Annotated in this window: 18 protein-coding genes; 6 read left to right on the top strand and 12 right to left on the bottom strand. The window is 74.4% G+C overall.

What is annotated here, in order from left to right; all coding sequences use genetic code 11:
• Window positions 1-36: 36 nt before the first annotated feature.
• Both RM555_RS28905 and RM555_RS28900 read right to left on the bottom strand, forming a co-directional pair.
• Window positions 37-1,068 (bottom strand): extracellular catalytic domain type 2 short-chain-length polyhydroxyalkanoate depolymerase, encoded by a 1,032-nt coding sequence (locus RM555_RS28905; RefSeq protein ID WP_121398412.1) that lies wholly within the window; start codon window positions 1,066-1,068, stop codon window positions 37-39.
• Window positions 1,069-1,198: 130 nt separating this feature from the next.
• A complete protein-coding gene (locus RM555_RS28900; RefSeq protein ID WP_311414682.1) occupies window positions 1,199-1,510 on the bottom strand; it encodes a hypothetical protein in 312 nt (103 codons plus the stop codon).
• Between the two features lie 144 nt (window positions 1,511-1,654).
• Here RM555_RS28900 and RM555_RS28895 point away from each other — a divergent pair, with 144 nt between their 5' ends.
• Both RM555_RS28895 and RM555_RS28890 read left to right on the top strand, forming a co-directional pair.
• Window positions 1,655-1,963, top strand: a complete 309-nt coding sequence (locus tag RM555_RS28895; protein WP_311414681.1) for an ArsR/SmtB family transcription factor — start codon at window positions 1,655-1,657, stop codon at window positions 1,961-1,963.
• The gene (locus RM555_RS28890; RefSeq protein WP_311414680.1) at window positions 1,960-2,442 is read left to right on the top strand and encodes an SRPBCC family protein; all 483 of its coding nucleotides are present in this window, start codon (window positions 1,960-1,962) and stop codon (window positions 2,440-2,442) included. Before RM555_RS28895 ends, RM555_RS28890 begins: the two co-directional genes overlap by 4 nt.
• A 151-nt stretch (window positions 2,443-2,593) precedes the next feature.
• Here the strand turns inward: RM555_RS28890 and ygiD are convergent, their stop codons facing one another.
• The 3 genes from ygiD to RM555_RS28875 all read right to left on the bottom strand — a co-directional run bounded on the left by ygiD (window position 2,594) and on the right by RM555_RS28875 (window position 4,432).
• Window positions 2,594-3,463 carry a 4,5-DOPA-extradiol-dioxygenase gene (gene ygiD / locus RM555_RS28885; protein ID WP_311414679.1) on the bottom strand — a complete coding sequence of 290 codons (870 nt, stop codon included), beginning with the start codon at window positions 3,461-3,463 and terminating at the stop codon, window positions 2,594-2,596.
• A gap of 69 nt (window positions 3,464-3,532) precedes the next feature.
• Window positions 3,533-3,751, bottom strand: coding sequence for a hypothetical protein (locus tag RM555_RS28880; protein ID WP_089000245.1), 219 nt, complete (start codon window positions 3,749-3,751; stop codon window positions 3,533-3,535).
• A gap of 78 nt (window positions 3,752-3,829) precedes the next feature.
• Window positions 3,830-4,432, bottom strand: a complete 603-nt coding sequence (locus RM555_RS28875; protein ID WP_311414678.1) for an MBL fold metallo-hydrolase — start codon at window positions 4,430-4,432, stop codon at window positions 3,830-3,832.
• Window positions 4,433-4,599: 167 nt separating this feature from the next.
• Here RM555_RS28875 and RM555_RS28870 point away from each other — a divergent pair, with 167 nt between their 5' ends.
• Both RM555_RS28870 and RM555_RS28865 read left to right on the top strand, forming a co-directional pair.
• Window positions 4,600-6,201, top strand: a complete 1,602-nt coding sequence (locus RM555_RS28870) for an LLM class flavin-dependent oxidoreductase (protein WP_311414677.1) — start codon at window positions 4,600-4,602, stop codon at window positions 6,199-6,201.
• 74 nt (window positions 6,202-6,275) lie between these two features.
• Window positions 6,276-6,707 (top strand): archease, encoded by a 432-nt coding sequence (locus tag RM555_RS28865; protein ID WP_311414676.1) that lies wholly within the window; start codon window positions 6,276-6,278, stop codon window positions 6,705-6,707.
• A 33-nt stretch (window positions 6,708-6,740) separates the two neighbouring features.
• Here RM555_RS28865 and RM555_RS28860 read toward each other — a convergent pair whose 3' ends face one another.
• The 7 genes from RM555_RS28860 to RM555_RS28830 form a co-directional block, all read right to left on the bottom strand.
• Window positions 6,741-8,159 carry an RtcB family protein gene (locus RM555_RS28860; protein ID WP_311414675.1) on the bottom strand — a complete coding sequence of 473 codons (1,419 nt, stop codon included), beginning with the start codon at window positions 8,157-8,159 and terminating at the stop codon, window positions 6,741-6,743.
• A 28-nt stretch (window positions 8,160-8,187) separates the two neighbouring features.
• The gene (locus RM555_RS28855) at window positions 8,188-8,802 is read right to left on the bottom strand and encodes a GNAT family N-acetyltransferase (protein WP_311414674.1); all 615 of its coding nucleotides are present in this window, start codon (window positions 8,800-8,802) and stop codon (window positions 8,188-8,190) included.
• An 87-nt stretch (window positions 8,803-8,889) separates the two neighbouring features.
• Window positions 8,890-9,759, bottom strand: coding sequence for a carbohydrate ABC transporter permease (locus RM555_RS28850; RefSeq protein WP_311414701.1), 870 nt, complete (start codon window positions 9,757-9,759; stop codon window positions 8,890-8,892).
• A gap of 38 nt (window positions 9,760-9,797) precedes the next feature.
• Window positions 9,798-10,838: an ABC transporter ATP-binding protein gene (locus RM555_RS28845; protein ID WP_311414673.1), complete on the bottom strand. Its 1,041-nt coding sequence runs from the start codon at window positions 10,836-10,838 to the stop codon at window positions 9,798-9,800.
• Window positions 10,835-12,169, bottom strand: a complete 1,335-nt coding sequence (locus tag RM555_RS28840) for an ABC transporter substrate-binding protein (protein ID WP_311414672.1) — start codon at window positions 12,167-12,169, stop codon at window positions 10,835-10,837. The genes RM555_RS28845 and RM555_RS28840 overlap by 4 nt, the downstream gene beginning before the upstream one ends.
• A 2-nt stretch (window positions 12,170-12,171) precedes the next feature.
• Window positions 12,172-13,026 (bottom strand): carbohydrate ABC transporter permease, encoded by an 855-nt coding sequence (locus tag RM555_RS28835; protein WP_311414671.1) that lies wholly within the window; start codon window positions 13,024-13,026, stop codon window positions 12,172-12,174.
• 26 nt (window positions 13,027-13,052) lie between these two features.
• Entirely contained in the window at window positions 13,053-15,845 is a 2,793-nt protein-coding gene (locus RM555_RS28830) for a sialidase family protein (RefSeq protein WP_311414670.1), read from the bottom strand.
• A 170-nt stretch (window positions 15,846-16,015) separates the two neighbouring features.
• On the opposite strand from RM555_RS28830, the gene RM555_RS28825 reads away from it, so the two are divergent.
• Both RM555_RS28825 and RM555_RS28820 read left to right on the top strand, forming a co-directional pair.
• Entirely contained in the window at window positions 16,016-16,828 is an 813-nt protein-coding gene (locus tag RM555_RS28825; RefSeq protein WP_311414669.1) for an SDR family oxidoreductase, read from the top strand.
• Window positions 16,829-17,064: 236 nt separating this feature from the next.
• Window positions 17,065-17,964, top strand: coding sequence for a pentapeptide repeat-containing protein (locus tag RM555_RS28820; protein ID WP_311414668.1), 900 nt, complete (start codon window positions 17,065-17,067; stop codon window positions 17,962-17,964).
• Window positions 17,965-17,967: the final 3 nt, after the last annotated feature.

Here is a 17,967-nt window from a genome sequence, read left to right as displayed (position 1 = left end):
CCGTTGAGGGTCCCGCACGCACGGCGGCGGCGCGGCTCAGCCGTCCAGGCGGCGCACCATGTTCATGATCGTCTCCAGCTGGGCGCCGCCCTTGATCGGGTAGTTGGTCGCGCCCAGGTAACCCCACCAGTCCCAGCAGCCGTTCGGGTTCGTGGCGGCGGTGCTCGCCTGCGGGTACAGCACGATCAGGTCGTTGGTGTCGGCGTACTGGTTGAGGTTTGCCCGGTCCACGAAGGCGGTGCCGACCGCGCCGTGGCCCTGGAGGCAGCCGTGCAGGGCGACGAGCAGCCGGCACGACCGTCCGGCGGCGCAGGAGGCCGGCACGTAGGCGAACCCGTCGGCGCCCATGCTCAGCCCGGGTGCCCAGCCGTTGACCGCGTACGTGTGCTGGCTGAACCGGATCAGGCTGCCGCCCAGCGGGCCGGTGTTCGGGGCCCGCACGCTGCCGAGGAGCTTGCGCAGCAGGGCGTTCTGCGGGTCGGTGCCACAGTCGGCCAGGAACGGCGACGCGGTGACGGCGCACCCGAGGGTTCCGTACGGGGTGACCCAGGCGTGGCCGGCCGGCGAGCCGCTGTCGTACTGCACGCTGGCACCGAAGTGCTGGTAGTAGCGGACCAGGTCGTCGGTGACGGACTTCCTGACCACGGTGTCGCCGTTGCCGTGGAAGACGTACACGGGATCGCCGGACAGGTTGCCCACCGGGTCGACCCAGCCGTACGAGGCCCACGTCCGGGTGTACGCCTGGAGGGCGGGGACGTTCGTCGGGTACACGTTGTCGCCGCAGCCGTCGAGCGCCTGGGCGACGTTGTTCTGCGCGCAGTAGTACGGCCCCGCGGCGAAGACCGCCGCGCCCCGGATCCGGGACGAGTAGGCGACGTGGAGCTGGGTGGCCATGTAGCCACCGGAGGAGACGCCGGCGACGTACACGCCGGAGACGTCGTAGGGGCGCAGGGTGCCGGCGACCGGCGCCTTGGTGGCCGGGGTGGCGGCCTGTGCGGGGGCCGCGGTGGTGAGGACGAGCAGCAGGGCGGTGACGAGGGCGGCGGTGGCCTTCAGCGGTGCGGTCATGGCGCTCTCCTGTCCGCCAGCGGGGGCGTCGTGCCGGCGTGCGCAGACGCTAACGTGACGCCGGGCACAGTGGACATGAGTGCCGTCGACACCTCGGGCGACGCCGGAGTGTCCCGGACCGACACACGGCCTACTCGGCGCGCCAGACGGCCTCGCGGGGCGGGCCGGGTTCGGCCCAGCACAGCCCGCCCTTCGCCGCCACCCCCGGCACCCCCTCGACCAGGCGGCTGATGTCCACGAGCGACGCCAGCGACACCACGACGTCGTTGCGCAGGTCCGCCACCGCCGTCTCCAGGTCGTCCTCCTCCGCCGCCCAGTCGATGTCCGCCGCCCGCAGGTCGGCCACCGCGTGGTCGGTGAGCACCTGCGGATCGGTCACGGCCACCGTGAGCCGGCAATAGACGTTGAGGGTGAGCGGTTCCGGGGCGCCGACGTCGGTCATGCCCTCAGCATGACCCACCCGGGAGGATCGGGACCAGCCACCTTCACTTAGGGCTTGACCTAAGTGTTCGGGGCGGGCATACTTAGGTGCATGCCTAAGCAATCGGGCGGCGGAGCCGGAAGCGACGACGGGACCCTGGACGGCGTGTTCCACGCGCTGTCGGACCCGACCCGCCGCCGGGTCGTCGAGCTGCTCGGCCGGGGGCCCGCGACAACCAGCGAGCTCGCTCGTCCGTTTGACATGGCACTGCCGTCGTTCACCCAGCACCTGGGCGTCCTCGAGCGCTCCGGCCTGGTGACGTCGGAGAAGAAGGGGCGCGTGCGGACCTACCGGCTCGCCCCCCAGCCGCTCGAGCACGTCGACACCTGGCTCGCCGGTCAGCGCGCGACATGGTCCCGGCGCCTCGACCAGCTCGACTCGTTTCTCCACGACCTGAAGGAGCAGCAGCCATGACCGCCTACCCGAGCGTGAACCCGAATCTCGACCTCGTCCTGGAGCGCACCGTCGACGTCGCGCCCGAGCTGGTCTGGAAGGCCTGGACCACGCCCGAGCTAATCGTGCAGTGGTTCGCCCCGCGACCGTGGTCGACCTCGTCCTGCGAGATCGACCTCCAGCCCGGCGGCAGGTTCAACACGGTGATGCGCTCGCCCGAGGGCGAGGAGTACCCGAGCACCGGCTGCATCCTGGTCGTCGAGGAGGGCTCGACGCTGATCTTCACCTCGGGGCTGGGCCCCGGCTTCCGCCCCCAGGTCAGCGACGGCTTCCCGTTCACCGCGATCATCAAGCTCGAGCCCACCGGTAACGGCACGAAGTACACGGCCACCGCGATCCACGCCGACGCCTCGGCGAAGAAGTCGCACGAGGAGATGGGCTTTCTCGAGGGCTGGAGCGCCGCGCTGGACCAGCTGGTCGAGGTCGTCAAGGGCCGCTGACGGACGCGGCGGCGGATGAGGGCCCAGCCGTGCGGACCGGTCGCCGAGCCGGCGCCCACGACCGGCTGAACCCTCGTCCCGCCGCCCCGCCCGGGACGGCCGAAAAGCCGACAGGCGGCGGCCCACAGCGGCGGCGGCCGGACGGTGGCCGTCAGATGTTGGAGGAGTCGATCGGCACGTCGGTCGGCAGTGCGGGTGCGCCGGCCAGCGGGGCCTCGGTAGGGCAGGACGACCCCACCGTGTAGGCGGTCATCGACAGCGACCCGTACGCGTACCCGTCCACCAGCACCTCCGCGCCGTTGCCCGCGGCGCCGGCCAGGCCGGCGAGGTAGAGCAGCGGGATGAAGTGGTCCGGCGTCGGCACGGCCCGGCCGAAGTCGCGGTGGGCGTCCAGCGTGGCCGCCTCGGTCGGCTCGCCGAGCATGACGCCCTTCGCCGCCTCGTCGAACCGCCGCGCCCAGTCGAAGCCCTCGTCGACCATGCGCGGGTCCACCCCCCGCAGGTTGTGCACCACGTTGCCGCTGGTCACGACGAGCACTCCGCGCTCGCGCAACGGGGCGAGCCGCGCGCCCAGGTCCAGGTGGTAATCCAGGCCCTTGAACGCGTTGATGCTCAACTGGACGACCGGGACGTCCGCGTCGGGAAACGCGTGGGTGAGCACCGACCAGGTGCCGTGGTCGATCCCCCACGAGTCGACGTCCGCCCCCACCCAGGTGGGACGGACCACGTCGGCGATCTCCTCCGCCAGCTCCGGCAGGCCGGGCGCCGGGTAGTCGACGTCGAACAGCTCCGGCGGGAAGCCGTAGAAGTCGTGGATCGTCCTCGGCCGGGGCATCGCGGTGACGGCGGTGGCGCCGATGTACCAGTGGGCCGACACGACCAGGATCGCCCGGGGCCGCGGGACCGCCCGCCCGAAGGCGCGCCACGCCTGCGTGTAGCGGTTGAGTTCCAGCGCGTTCATCGGGCTGCCGTGGCCGATGAACGCGGCCGGCATCACCGCCGGGACGGTCTCGCTGCTCATGTTGCTCCCCCCGGGCTCACGGTGAGGCGAGCGTAACCGCTGTCGCGGGGGGCGGCCCGGTCATCGCCGTCAGTCGGACACCTCGCGCCAGGCGGGGTGGTTGCCACGCCATGCACCGGCGAGGATGACCGCGGACGTCCGGCCAGGGCATTCCTGCACCCGGGAGCGGCCGGACTCGCCGCCGATTCGTACCTGCACGTCCCAACGCTGCCCATCGGTGCGGATGTACACGTCCCGACGCCCGCGTTGCGACGTGTCACCGTTCCACCAGTGTTCTTCGACCCTCACCCAGCGACCGTATAGCAGTTGGTCCGCGGACGACACGGCCGGTGGCGGTGGAGATCGCCGCCGGGCGGGGGTCGCCGGTCAGGCGGACTCCCCCGGCGCCAGGTGACGGTAGCCGGGCACGGTCTCGGCGAACCAGCCGTTGACGCTGGTCAGGCCGCGTTCGTTGAGCTGGGCGTCGTGGATCGGGAACACCCGCTCAGCCCCGACGGCACCGGCGAAGTCGATCGCCTCGGTGAGCTTCAGCCAGGAGGCCTGCGCCGGGACCAGCAGCGTCTCCACCGGCCGGTCCGGCCGGTGCAGCGAGTCGCCCGGGTGGTAGACCGCGTCGCCGACGAGGTAGCCCAGGTTGGCGCAGTCGGGCTGGCCGCCGTGGATGGTGGCGTGCCGACCGCCGAGCGCGGTCACGGTGAGGCCGGCGGCGGTGAACCGCTCGCCGGCGCCGACCCTGGTCACGGACAGCGGCGCCAGGTCGGGCAGGACGGCGCCCTGCGGGGCGAAGACCGGCACGCCGAGACCCGCCAACCGGAGCACGTCGACGTGGTCGGTGTGCTCGTGGGTGACCAGGACGGCGTCCGCGCCGGCCAGGGCCCGCGGCTCGCTCCAGGTGCCGGGGTCGATGACCAGCACGCCGCCGTCGTGCTCCAGCCGGACACAGGAGTGGGTGAACTTCGTGATCCGCATCCGGCCGACCGTACGCCGGTGGCAGCGCCCCGTGTGCCCGGCGGCGACGGGCGGCACGGGCCGTGCCGGAGGGTGGCGCCGGCCCGCCTTCCCGGCCGGTTTCGCCGGACGGCCCGGGGACCGCCCCGGGCCGCGTGAGAGGCTGCGGGGCGGAAGGGAGTACCGAGATGGGCGACTACGGCCACCCGCTGACCTTCGGGGCGTTCCTGACGCCCGGCAACGCCGAGCCCGGGCGGGTGGTGGGCCTCGCCGTGCTGGCCGAGCAGGTCGGCTTCGACCTGGTCACCTTCCAGGACCACCCGTACCAGCCCGCGTTCCTCGACACGTGGACGCTGATGAGCTTCGTGGCGGCCCGGACCGGCACGGTGCGGCTGGCGGCCAACGTGACGAACCTGCCGCTGCGCCCGCCGGCCGTCCTGGCCCGCAGCGTGGCGAGTCTCGACCTGCTCAGCGGTGGCCGGGTGGAGCTCGGCCTGGGCGCCGGCGCGTTCTGGGAGGCCATCGAGGCGATGGGCGGGCGCCGGCTCTCCCCCGGGCAGGGCGTACGGGCCCTGACCGAGGCCATCGACGTCATCCGCCAGGTCTGGGACGTCGGGGCGCGCGGCGGCGTCCGGGTCGACGGCGAGTTCCACCGGGTGGTGGGCGCGAAGCGGGGCCCCGCGCCCGCCCACGACGTGGGCATCTGGCTCGGCGCGTACAAGCCGCGGATGCTGGCGTTGACCGGGAGCCGGGCCGACGGGTGGCTGCCGTCGCTGGGCTACCTGCAACCCGGCGACCTGGACAGGGGCAACACGATCATCGACGACGCCGCGTGGGAGGCCGGCCGCGACCCGGCCGACGTGCGCCGCCTGCTCAACGTCACCGGCCGCTTCGCCACCGTCGGCCGGGGACCGCTGGACGGCCCCGCCGAGCAGTGGGCCGAGGAACTGGCCGACCTCGCGCTCAGCGACGGGATCAGCACCTTCATCCTGGGCAGCGACGACCCGGAGGACCTGCGACGCTTCGCGGCCGAGGTCGCCCCCGCCGTACGCGAACTCGTGGCCGGCGAGCGCGCGGCCGGCGCCGCTGCCGCCGTGACCCCGGCGGCGCCGGAAGCCGTCGGGGCGCGGGCGACACCCGGGGGCGCCGGGGCGCCGCCGTCGCCCGCTCCCCGCCCGCCCGCCGGCGCGGGGTCCTTCGCCGTCGTCCCGACGCCCGACGACGGCGTGCGCCGCAGCGCGATCCGGGTCTGGGACGAGGCCACCCGCCCCACCGGCCCCGCGCCCGACCCGGCGCGCACCTACACGCCGCACGACCAGGCCGGCGCGCAGCACCTCATCGACGTGCACGACGGGCTGCGCGCCGAGCTGACCCGGCTGTACGACCTCGTGGAGCAGGTGGGGGCCGGGCTGGTCGACGCGGGCACGGCCCGCTCCCACATCAACACCATGACCATCCGGCAGAACAAGTGGACCCTGGGCACGTACTGCGAGTCGTACTGCCGGGTCGTCACCACCCACCACACCCTGGAGGACCGGGGGATCTTCCCGCACCTGCGCCGGGGCGACGCCCGCCTCGCCCCGGTGCTGGACCGGCTGGAGCAGGAGCACCACGCCATCCACGACGTGCTGGAACGCGTCGACCGGGCGCTGGTCGCGTTCGTCTCCGTCGCCGACGGGATGGCCGAGCTGCGCGCGGCGGTCGACCTGCTCAGCGACACCCTGCTGTCCCACCTCGCCTACGAGGAACGCGAACTGGTCGAGCCCATCGCCCGGCTCGGCCTGAACTGAACCCCGCCGTCGCGCGGCGTGCCGGCGGACCGGAACCGAGCCCGCCGTCGCGCGGCGTGCCGGAGGATCGGGGCATGCCGCGACCACCCGGGCGGGGGCACCGCCGCCTGCCGCACACCGCCGACGTCCGCATCGAGGCGTGGGCGCCGAGCCGGGAGGAGTGCGTCGCCGAGGCGGTCGCCGCGCTGGTCGGCACGTTCGTCGACCCCGGCGGGACGCCCCCAGGCCCGCGGCGGGAGTTCCGCGCGCCGGCCGGGGACGACGACGCGGACCTGCTGGTGGGCGTACTCGACGAGGTGATCTTCCGGATGGAGACGGCGGGTGAGCTGCCGCTGCGCACCGACGTGGCCGACGACGGCGCCGGCGGCCTGGTGGTGCGCTGGCGCACGGCGGACACCGACGCCGTCGAGCTGGTCGGCGCGGTGCCGAAGGCCGTCTCCCTGCACGGGCTGCGCTTCGGCCCCGACGGCGAGGGCTGGTGCTGCGCGGTGACGCTGGACGTGTGAGCCCCCGCGCCCGGTCCTACCCGCGCCGCCCGCTCAGCCCTTGACCACGCCGAGCGGGACCAGGCGGGCCACCTTGCGGCACAGTCCGGCGCCCTCGGCGGCGGCCACCACCGCCGAGACGTCCTTGTACGCCGCCGGCATCTCCTCGGCCAGGCCGCGCCGGGACGCCCCGCGCACCGCGATGTCCCGCGCCGCCAACTGGGCACGCGGGTCCAGCCCGCGCTCCGACCGCACGGCCTGCTTGCGGCTCTGCACCCGGCCGGCCCCGTGGCAGGTGGACGCGAAGGCCGGTGCCCCCGGCACGCCGGTGAGCACGTACGAGCCGGTGCCCATGGAGCCGGGAATCAGCACCGGCTGGCCCACGTCCCGCAGGTCGTCGGGCAGGTCGTCGTGGCCGGGCGGCAGCGCGCGGGTGGCCCCCTTGCGGTGCACGCACAGCGCGCGGCGCTCGCCGTCGACGCCGTGCGTCTCGATCTTCGCGAGGTTGTGCGAGATGTCGTAGACCAGGTCGAGCCGGCTGCCGGTGACCCGGGCGAAGACCTTCCGGGCGGCGTCGGCCAGCAGTTGCCGGTTGGCCCGGGCGTAGTTCGCGGCGGCGGCCATCGCGCCCAGGTAGGCGCGGCCCTCGGCGGAGGTGACCGGGGCGCAGGCGAGCTGGCGGTCCGGCACCTCGATGCCGTGGCGGGCCATCACCTGCTCCATCTTCCGCACGTAGTCGGTGCAGATCTGGTGACCCAGCCCCCGGGAGCCGCAGTGGATCATCACGCAGACCTGGCCGGGGCGCAGCCCGAAGGCGGTGGCGGCGGTGTCGTCGTACACCTCCTCGACGGCCTGGACCTCCAGGAAGTGGTTGCCGGAGCCGAGGCTGCCGACCTGGCGCGCGCCGCGCTCGATCGCCCGCTCGCTGACCCGCGCCGGATCGGCGTCGCCGACGGCCCCGGCGTCCTCGCAGCGGTGCAGGTCCCGCTCGACGCCGAAGCCGCGCTCCACCGCGTACCGGGAGCCGCCGCGCAGCACCGCGTCGAGTTCCGCGCGATCCGACAGGTGCCACACCGCGCCCCTGCCCATCCCGCGCGGGGTGGCCTCGCCCAGCCCGTCCATCAGCGCGTCGAGGCGGGGCCGCAGCCCGTCGCGGTCGAGGTCGGCGGCGAGCAGCCGGACGCCGCAGGAGATGTCGAAGCCCACCCCGCCGGGCGAGACCACGCCGCCGTTCGCGACGTCGGTGGCGGCCACCCCGCCGATCGGGAACCCGTAGCCCCAGTGCACGTCGGGCATGGCGTACGAGGCGTCGACGATGCCGGGCAAGGTGGCGACGTTCGCGACCTGCTCCAGCGACCTGTCCTCACCGGCGTCGGGCAGCAGGGACCGGGACGCGAACACCACCCCCGGCACCCGCATCGGGTCGTGCCGGTCGATCCGGAAGCGGTACGGCGACTCCTCGACCAGCTCCATTCCCGGCGGCTACCCGGGCGGACGGCCCTTACACCCGCCCGCCGGCGGCCGGCCGCCGCATCGCCCAGACGTCGGGCCCGCCGTCGGGCACCCGGGCCTGGCCGGTGACCGCGAAGCCCAGCCGCCGGTAGAAGCGCACGTTCGGCTCCGACGAGGTCTCCAACACGGCGGGCAGGCCGGCCCGGTCGGCCTCGGCCAGGCCCGGCCGCAGCACCCGGGCGCCCAGCCCCCGGCCCTGGCCGGTCCGGCGCACGCCGACGGTGGCGAGCAGGAACGCCGGCTCGGCCGACCGCAGGGAGGCGCAGGCCGCGTCGGCGGCGTGCAGCGCCGACTGCCGGTCGCCGGCCAGCTCGGCGTTGCGGGCCGCGACGCCGCCCCAGACCTCGTCCGGCACCGGCCGGTCCGGGGGCAGCCAGACCGCCACCGCCGCCAGCCGGCCGTCGGCGTCCACCGCCGCCCAGACGTCGCCGTAGGGCAGCCCGACGGCGGCGACGGTGCCGGCGAACATCGCCGCCAGTCGCTCCCGGTGCCGGTCGGCGGCCACCGTCCAGGCCATCCAGGGGTACCCGTCGAAGGCGTCGGCGAGCACGTCGGCCGCCTCGGCGGTCGACTCCGGGCCGATGCGGCGTACGTCGAACTCCATGCCGTCCTCCTCGCGCGCCGCCGCTTGGCCGGCGCAGTGCGCGATCATGCCACGGCCCCGGGGCCGGCGCCCGGGATTATCGGGTGCTCAGAGCCGGTAGAACGCCCGGTAGCGGCGGATCAGCCGCCACTGCACCAGCACCGCCGCCACGGTCAGCAGGATCATCACCAGGGTCGCGGCGGCGGCGTAGCCGTAGCGCAGGTACTCGAAGCCGGTGCGGTAGACGAACAGCGACAGGTAGGTGGTGGCGTACGGGGGTGGGCCGCCGTCGGTCACCACGAAGGCCGGCACGAAGGTGAAGTGCAGGCTCTGGATGGCGTCGCGCACCGCCAGCAGCCCCAGCACGGGCGCCATCAGCGGCAGCGTGACCCGGCGGAACACGTCCCAGCCGGTGGCGTCCTCGAGCGCCGCCATCTCGTAGACGTCGCGGGGCAGCGCGCGGCGGGCGGCCAGCAGCACCACGAAGGTCTCGCCGATGGTGAACAGGCTCATCAGAATGATCGCCGCGCGGGCGTCGGTCGGGTCGGTGAGCCACTGCGGCGGGGTGCGTCCCAGCGCGGTCAGCCCGTTCTCCCCGCCCGTGCGCAGCAGCTGGTTGATCGGGCCGTAGAGCGGGTTGAGCAGCCACAGCCAGAGCAGCCCGTAGGCGATCTCCGGCACCGCGGTCGGCAGCACCGCCGCGGTGCGGGCGCCGCCGACGCCGACCGCGCGGCGGTGCAGCAGCAGCGCCAGGCCGAGGGCGAAGAGCACCCGCAGCGGTACGGCCACCAGCGCGAAGACCAGCGAGTTGGTCAGCGACACCCGGAACACCGGGTCGTCCAGCAGCGCCGCGAAGTTGTCCAGCCCCACCCAGCGTGGCGGGCGCAGCAGGTCGTACTCGGTGAAGGCCAGCGCCAGGGTGACGGCCGCGGGCAGCAGCACGAGCCCGACCAGCCCGACCAGGTACGGCGTGAGCATCAGCGCCAACTGCCGGCGCGAGCGGCGGTCGGTCGTCGTCACGGGGCGTACCGGCGGCCGGAGGCGGCGTGGAAGACGTGCACGTCGGCCCAGCGCACCCCGACGCGTACCGGCGCGCCCCTGCCGGGCCGGCGGACGGCGGGCACCCGGGCGACGACGGGATGCCCGCCGGCGAGCCTCAGGTACGCGTACGCGTCCTCGCCCACCACCTCGACCCGGTCGACGGTGGCGTCCGTTCCGTCGGTCGCGCCCAGGACGACCGCCTCGGGCCGGAAGCCGATCTCCATCCCGTCGTGGTCCGCCCCCGGGGCGGGGGCGCCGTCGGGGCGCAGCGGACCGTCGGCCGGGAGCAGGTTCATCGCGGGGGAACCGACGAAGCGGGCGACGAAGGTGGTGGCCGGGGTGCGCCAGACCTCGTCGGGGGTGCCGACCTGCTCGATGCGCCCGTCGCGCAGCACGGCGATCCGGTCGGCGAGCACCAGCGCCTCGGTCTGGTCGTGGGTGACGTGCACCATCGTCGCGCCCAGCCGGTCGTGCAGGGCCCGCAGCTCGGCGCGCATCTGCACCCGCAGCGCCTGGTCGAGGTTGGACAGCGGCTCGTCGAGCAGGAACACGTCCGGTTCGCGCACCAGCGCCCGGGCCAGCGCCACCCGCTGCCGTTCGCCGCCGGAGAGCTGCCCGGGCCGCCGGTCCAGCAGCCCGGCGCAGCCGACAGTCTCCGCCGCCGCCCGCGCGCGTTCGCGGGCCGCCGCGCGGGGCGTGTCGCGTACCTCCAGGCCGAAGGCGATGTTCTCCGCGACGCTCAGGTGCGGGAAGAGCGCGTACGACTGGAACACCATCGACACGTTGCGCCGGCCCGGACGCTCAGCGGTGACGTCGCGGCCGGCGATGCGGACCCGGCCGGCGGTGACCGGTTCCAGACCGGCGACGACCCGCAGCACTGTCGACTTGCCGGCCCCCGACGGGCCGAGCACCACCAGCAGCTCGCCCCGGGCGGCGGCCAGGTCCACCTCGTGCAGCACCGTCGCCCCCCGGTACGCGGCCGAGACGCCGGCCAGGGCGAGGCCCGGATCGCTCACCCGTGCTCCCCGCGGGCGAAGATCGGCCGGGTCTGCCGGTCGAGGTCGCGGATCACGTCGTCGAGCCGGTCGCCCCGGTGCATGGCGTTCTCCAGGATGCCGTAGGTGACGTCCTCGATCTCCGGCCAGGTGGAGACGGTCGGCAGCGCCCGGACGGTGGGGATCGCGTCGAGGAAGACCTTGGCGCTGCGCGGCGGCTGGGCCGGGCCGAGGAAGGCCGGAGACTGCGACACCCCGATGTGCGACGGGACGGTACGCCCGGTGGCCGCGATGATCCGCTGGCCCTCCTCGGCGATGGCGAACTCCAGGAACCGCCACGCGGCGTCCTTGTGCTTCGCGCCCCGGGTCATGCAGTACGCGTCGGAGTGCAGCACCCCGACCTGCTCCTGGTAGACGGGCAGCGGCGCCACGTCCCACTCGAAGCCGGTGATCGAGCGGAACGTGGTGGTGGAGCGGCGGGAACTCATCAGCATGGCGAGCCGGCCGTTGGCGAAGCGCGACTCGTCGTCCTCGGCCTCCACCTCCTCGTCGGTGGGCACCACCCCGTACGCCAGCCGCAGGTCCACGAGGTTCTTCAGCGCCTCCCGGGCGGCCGGGGTGTCCAGGGTCAGCCGGGTCGGTTTCGCCGGGTCGTCGACGATCTCGCCGCCGCCGGACCAGACGAACGGGGCGAGCCGGATGATCGACGGCTCGACGCCGAGGCCGTGCACGGCCGGGCGCAGTGCCGCGCCCTCGCTCTCGGTGGCCCTGACCACCACGCCCCGGGAGTCGCGGGTCATCGCGGTCGCGGTGGCGACCAGGTCGTTCCAGGTCCAGCCGGCCCTCGGCTCGGGCACGCCGTGCTTGGCGAACAGGGTGCGGTTGTAGTAGACGGCCAGGCTGGAGACGTTCTGCGGCAGGCAGAGCTGCCGGCCCTGCCACCGGAAGGCGTCCCAGGCCACCGGGTAGTAGTCGGCCGGGTCGACGGCCTCGGAGGCGGCCAGCCGGTCGTCGAGCGGCTCGATGACGTCCTTGGCGGCGAACTGGCCGTAGAAGCGGTAGTTCATCAGGAACGCATCCGGCGGGGCGCCGCCGGCCACCGAGGTGGCGAGCCGGGCCAGCAGGTCCTTGCGGTCGCTGGCCTCGACGAGCTGCACGTCGGCGCCGGGACGGGCCTTCTCGTACGCCTCGACGAGGGTGCGGTAGGCGGCGAGTTCCTCGGGGGCGCCGAAGACCAGCAGCCGCACCGGCCCGTCGGCGGACGACCCGGCGCCGGAGCCGCACCCGGTGGCGGCCAGCACGGCGGTGAGCAGCAGCGCGAGCAGCGCCTTCGGTCGCGTCGTCGGTCGCATCGTCAGTCTCGTCCCGTCGGGTCGTCGTGGTGGAGGAAGCGCCGCTGGGCGAGCACGAAGACGGCCAGCGCCGGCACCGTGGCCAGCACCGCGCCCGCCAGGAACACCGGGAAGTTCGTCGGGTCCAGCACCGACAGGGAGCGCAGCGCCAGCGGCAGGGTGAACAGGTCGCGGTCGTAGACGTAGACCAGCGGGTCGAGGAAGTTCGACCAGGTGAGCACGAAGGTCAGCGCGGTGAGGCCGGCGGTGACCGGGCGCACCAGCGGCAGGGCGACCCGCCACCAGGTGCGCAGCGGCGACAGGTCCGCCACCAGGCAGGCGTCGTAGAGATCGGTCGGCAGCGCCCGGAACGCCAGGTGGTAGACCAGGACGTAGAGCGGCGAGGTGCCCAGCAACGCCGGGGCGACCAGCGGCACCAGGGTGTCGGTCAGGCCGAGCATCCGGAAGATCGCGAAGCGGGGCACGAGCAGCGCCGTGGCCGGCACCATCAGCGCGACCAGGGAGGCCGCCACGACGACGCCGGTGACGCGCGGGGCGATCCGGGTCAGCGCGAAGCCCGCCAGGGAGGCGACGAGCACGCTCAGCGGCACGGCGACGACCGCTACCAGGACCGAGTTGAGCGAGGCGCGCAGCAGCCCGCCCAGCTCGACGGCCTGCCGGTAGCCGGTGGTGGAGACCGGCTCCGGCACGAGTTGCGGGGTGGGCGGCGGCGGCAGGCCCGGCTCGGTGAGCGAACCGGAGACCAGCAACAGCAGCGGCGGGACGAAGACGAGCAGGACGAAGGCCGCGCCGAGGGTCCGCCAGGCCCGCCCGGCCGCCCCGGGCAGCGGTGCGGGGCCGCGCGCGCGGCCCCGCACCCTGTCGTCGCCGATGGTCGCCTGCCTCAGAGCGTGAGCTGCCAGGCGCCGAGGCCGTGCGAGGCGGCGTAGAGCACCCGCTCGCCCGGCACGATGGTCAGCCCGGCCACCTCCACGTTCGGCATGCCCCGGGCCGCCTTCACCCAGGTCGTGGCGCCCTTGGCCAGCCGCAGCACGCCGAAGTCGGTGGCCGCGTAGAGGGTGCCCGTGACGTCGTCGCGGACCAGGTCGGTGATCGGCTGGTCGCCGAAGTCGTACGACCGGTCGGTCCAGGTCGCGCCCGCGCCCGCCAGCCGCACCTCGAACGCGTGCCCGAGGGTGGCCGGGGTGTTCGAGTTGAAGCCGCTGTAGGAGACCCACGCCCGCGCCGGGTCGGCCGGGTCGACGTGGACGCTGGTGACGAAGCGGTTCGGCGTGGCGGCGGTGTCGATGCGCGTCCAGGTGACCGCCGAGGCCGGCTCGGCGTCGACGTTGCGCGACACGAACACCCGGCCGGTGCTGGTGGCCGCGTACGCCGTGGACGAGTCGGAGGCGACACGCTCGACGACCGAGACGGCCCCGCCGGCCCGGTCGCCCCACGCGGCGTCGGTCAGGTTGACCGTGCCCAGCGGCGCGAAGTCGCCGCACTGCGCCTCGAAGGTGCCGGTCCAGGTGTTGCAGATCCGGTCGGCCTCGGCCAGGCTCCGGTCGCCCAGCCCGAACGTCTTCGTCCGGTAGACGGTGCGCGAGGTGCCGGCGAAGATCGTCCCGCTGACCTTCGGGTCGCTGACCACCGGGGCGTAGAACAGGGTGCCCGTCTGCCCGAAGACCGGGTCGGAGATCGAGATCCAGCTGCCCACGTCACCGTTGTTGAAGTTCACCTCGGGCGAGGCGTCGTAGAAGGTGTGGAAGCGGAACTCCGGCCTGCCGACGTCGAAGCCGGACGCGCCGCCGTCACCGATCATCGTGTTGACCCAGCGCCGGCGCTCGCCCTTGTTCTCCCAGGTGCCGTTGTCCTGGGTGCCACCCTGGAGCAGCCGGTGGTCGTGCGGGCTGGCCGAGAGGCTGATGAACTGCAACGTGTTCATGCCCTTGTTGATGCCGTCCAGCTTCGACGGGATCTTCGACAGCATCTGCCGGCAGCGGTCCTTCTGCGCCTGCGTGGTCAGGTTGCGGTCCGGGTTGTCGCACCAGGCCGACCGGTCCACGAACTGGCCGCTGGAGCGCATCACGCCGCCGTCGTTGGCCTCGAAGAACTGGTACGGGTTGCGCGGGTTGGTGACCAGGGCGTGCTGGTCGGGGTGCAGGCCGTTGGGGTGCAGCTCGTCGGTGCCGTCGAAGGTCATGTCGGTGCCGCTGACGCCGGCGTCGGTGGAGAGCACCACGGCCCGCTTGTGGGCGACTGTCTCGCCGTAGACGTACGAGCCGCCGGTGTAGACGATGTCCGGGTGCCCGGCCGGGGTGTGCACGAACACGTCGTACCAGCACTGGCCGGTGCACTGGTTGTAGGTGGCGTAGCCCGGGTCGGCCGGGTTGGCGCTGCTCAGGTCGGCGAACGCGGGGGCGCCGCCGGCCACGTCGTCGCTGCGGAACAGCCGCGAGTACGGGTTGCCGAGGTTGCCCTCGTAGACGTACATGCGGGTCTTGCCGTTCGGCAGGGCGGTCACGTCGATCGCGGCCCGGGTCTGGAAGACCGCCGGGTTGAGCGAGGGCTTGATCTGCGTCCAGGTGGCGCCGGCGTCCGTCGAGCGCCAGACGCCCCGGGCGTACGAGGAGGCGTAGACGGTGTCCGCGTCGCGCGGGTCGAGCTTGACGTAGCGCACGCCGCGCGGCGAGCAGGTGGCGGTGTTGCCGTACTCGGCGGCGCTGCCCGTGCACTGGGTGGCGTCGGCCGAGCCGTTGTGGATGAACTTCCAGTTCGCGCCGCCGTCGGTGGACTTGTAGAGGCCCCACTTCTCCGCGTCGGGCACGGGCCGGGTGACGCCCGTGCAGCAGGAGCCGGACATGCCGCGCAGGGCGGTGGTGGTGGCGACGTAGAGCGTCTTCGGGTCGCCGGGCTTGACGGTGATCTCGCCGATGCCCTTGCCGGCGAGGGCGTCCTTGCCCAGCGGGCCCTTCCAGGTGACGCCGCCGTTGGTGGACTTGTAGAGCCCGACGCCGGCGACGCAGCCGGAGGCGCAGGTGTTGGCCTCGCCGGTGCCGACGTAGATGGTCAGCCCCGTCCTGTCGTTGCGGTCGATCCTGACCGAGCCGGCCGCGTTGATGCCCAGCGGCCCGCCCAGGTAGAACCACTTGGGCTCGGCGGCCAGGACGTTGAGGGTGCCCCAGACGCCACCGCCGGCCGGCGTGACGTACGCCCGGCAGAGCAGGGCGTTGCAGTCCGGGGCGATGTCGATGGAGGTGACCCGGCCGCCCGCGACGTACGCGTTCGGCACATAGTTGCCGGCGTTGCGGAACTCGGTGAACGGGTAGAGCGCCTCGCTGGGGCCGATGTTCGTCCAGCCCCGGGTGCCGCCGGCGCGCCGCTCGGCGGCGGCGTACGCCGACTTGGAGCGGTCGACCTGGGCGATGCTGATCGTGTCGGCCGGGTACGCGCGCTCCAGGAACTCCTGCTGCGCGGCGTTGCCGGGCCCCTCCGGCGACATGCCGTCGCTGCCCGGCACGGCCTGGCGCAGCCGTTCCATGTGGGCGCCGAGCGCCCCCGGCATCTCCCCGTCGCCGGCCGCGGCGACGGGGGTCGGCACCTCGGCGCCGGCGAAGTGGATTCCGATGAGACCGGTCGACGCCACCAGGGCACCGACCGCCAGTCCTGCGAGCAGATGACGACGTCTGCGCTTCACGAGGTCCCTCCGGCAGATGACGGCGCCACTCAGCGCGACCCTCCGGATTGCCGACCGCCGCTGGCAGCGTCCACGGTGGAGAATGACAGAGCGCATCGACGCAGACAATCCTCTGCATGGACGGGGATCGACGCATGGTTGCATTCGCATGGAACGGGTAGTGCGCCGGCATGCCATCGCGTCACGAGAACTATCCGCGGATCGCCATCGTCACCGGCGCGGACTCCGGCATCGGCCGGGCCTGCGCCGTCGCCCTCGCGGAGGCCGGCTTCGACGTCGGCGTCACCTGGCACCGCGACGCCGGGGGCGCCGAGCGGACCGCCGCCGAGGTACGCGCCGCCGGCCGGCGCTGCGAGGTCGCCGAGCTGGACCTGACCCGGCTGCCGGGCGCCGACGCGGTCGTCGACGAGCTGGCCGACCGGCTCGGCGGTCTCGGCGTGCTCGTCAACAACGCCGGCACCGGGGCGTCCACGCCGTTCGTCGACACCGGCTGGGAGCAGTGGCGGGAGGTGCTCTCCGTCGACCTCGACGGGCCGTTCCTGTGCGGGCAGCGGGCCGCGCGGCGGATGCGGGCCGCAGGGCTGGGCGGACGGATCGTCAACATCACCAGCGTGCACGAGCACGCGCCCCGGGTCGGCTCGGCCGCGTACTGCGCCGCCAAGGGCGGGCTCGGTCTGCTGACGAAGGTGATGGCGCAGGAGCTGGCGGCGGACGGGATCACCGTCAACGCGGTCGCCCCGGGCGAGATCGCCACCCCGATGACCGGCCAGGAGGACGTCGACCCGTTCACCGAGGAGCGTCCCGGGGTGCCGGTCGGGCGGCCCGGCGACGCGCGGGAGGTGGCCGCCGTGGTCGCGCTGCTCGCCTCGCCCGCCGCCGCGTACGTCACCGGCGCGTCCTGGCCGGTGGACGGCGGCATGCTGCTGATGGGCCCGCAGGCCAACGCGCTGGAGTCGCACGACTGGCGCTCGGTACGGGAGTGAGGCACCGCCGCGCCGGGACGCCCCGGCGCGGCCCGCCCGCCGGGCGCGCAGCTCGGCACCCCGGCGCGGCCCCGCCCGCCGGGCGCGCAGCTCGGCACCCCGGCGCGGCCCCGCCCGCCGGGCGCGCACAGCTCGGCACCCCGGGGCCCGGTGACCGTCGCGGCGGCGGGACAATGGGAGCCTCCGCCCGCGAGGCCGCCGGCGGGATCCCCCCGATCGGCAGGAGAACGGTCAGCGTGTCGGAAACTCCCGGGACGACGTCGCCGGCGGACGGGCTGCGCGCCGACTGCGCCCGGTGCTTCGGGCTCTGCTGCGTCGCGCCGGCCTTCGCCGCGTCGGCCGACTTCGCCATCGACAAGCCCGCCGGGCGGCCCTGCCCCAACCTGCGGGCCGACTCGCGCTGCGGCATCCACGCCGACCTGCGCGACCGGGGCTTCCCCGGCTGCACCGTCTTCGACTGCTTCGGCGCCGGGCAGCGGGTGGCCCAGGTCACCTTCGGCGGGCGGGACTGGCGCGACGCCCCGGAGACCGCAGCGCGCATGTTCGACACGTTCGCGGTGATGCGGCCCCTGCACGAGCTGCTCTGGTACCTGACCGAGGCGCTCGCGACGCGCCCGCCGCAGCCGCTGCGCGACGAGTTGTCCGTCGCGCTCGACGAGACCGGGCGGCTGACCCGGGAGCCCGCCGACACGCTGCTGGGTCTCGACGTGGACGCGTACCGGGGGCGGGTCAACCCGCTGCTGTCGCGCGCCGGCGACGCGGCCCGGGCCCGGGGCGGCCGGCCCGGCGTGGACCGGCGGGGCGCCCACCTGTTCGGCGTCGACCTGCGCCGGACCGACCTGCGCCGGGCGAACCTGCGCGGGGCGCTGCTGATCGGCGCCGACCTGCGCGGCGTCGACCTCGGCCTGGCCGACCTCACCGGCGCCGACCTGCGCGGGGCCGACCTGCGCGGCGCGGACCTCTCCGGCGCCCTGTTCCTGCACCAGTCCCAGCTCGACGCGGCCCGGGGCGACCGGCACACCGCCCTGCCGCCCGCCCGGACGCGCCCCGGGCACTGGTCACCGCTGTCGCTCACCCCGCTGCCCCGCCCACCCCGCTCCCCTGCCCGCACCACCCGCCCACCACGCCCCCGCTGACCC

It is taken from the genome of Micromonospora reichwaldensis (assembly GCF_031845925.1).
GTDB lineage: Bacteria > Actinomycetota > Actinomycetes > Mycobacteriales > Micromonosporaceae > Micromonospora > Micromonospora reichwaldensis.
Note: the sequence above shows the minus strand (reverse complement) of the source record. Positions and strands in the feature narration are given on the sequence as shown.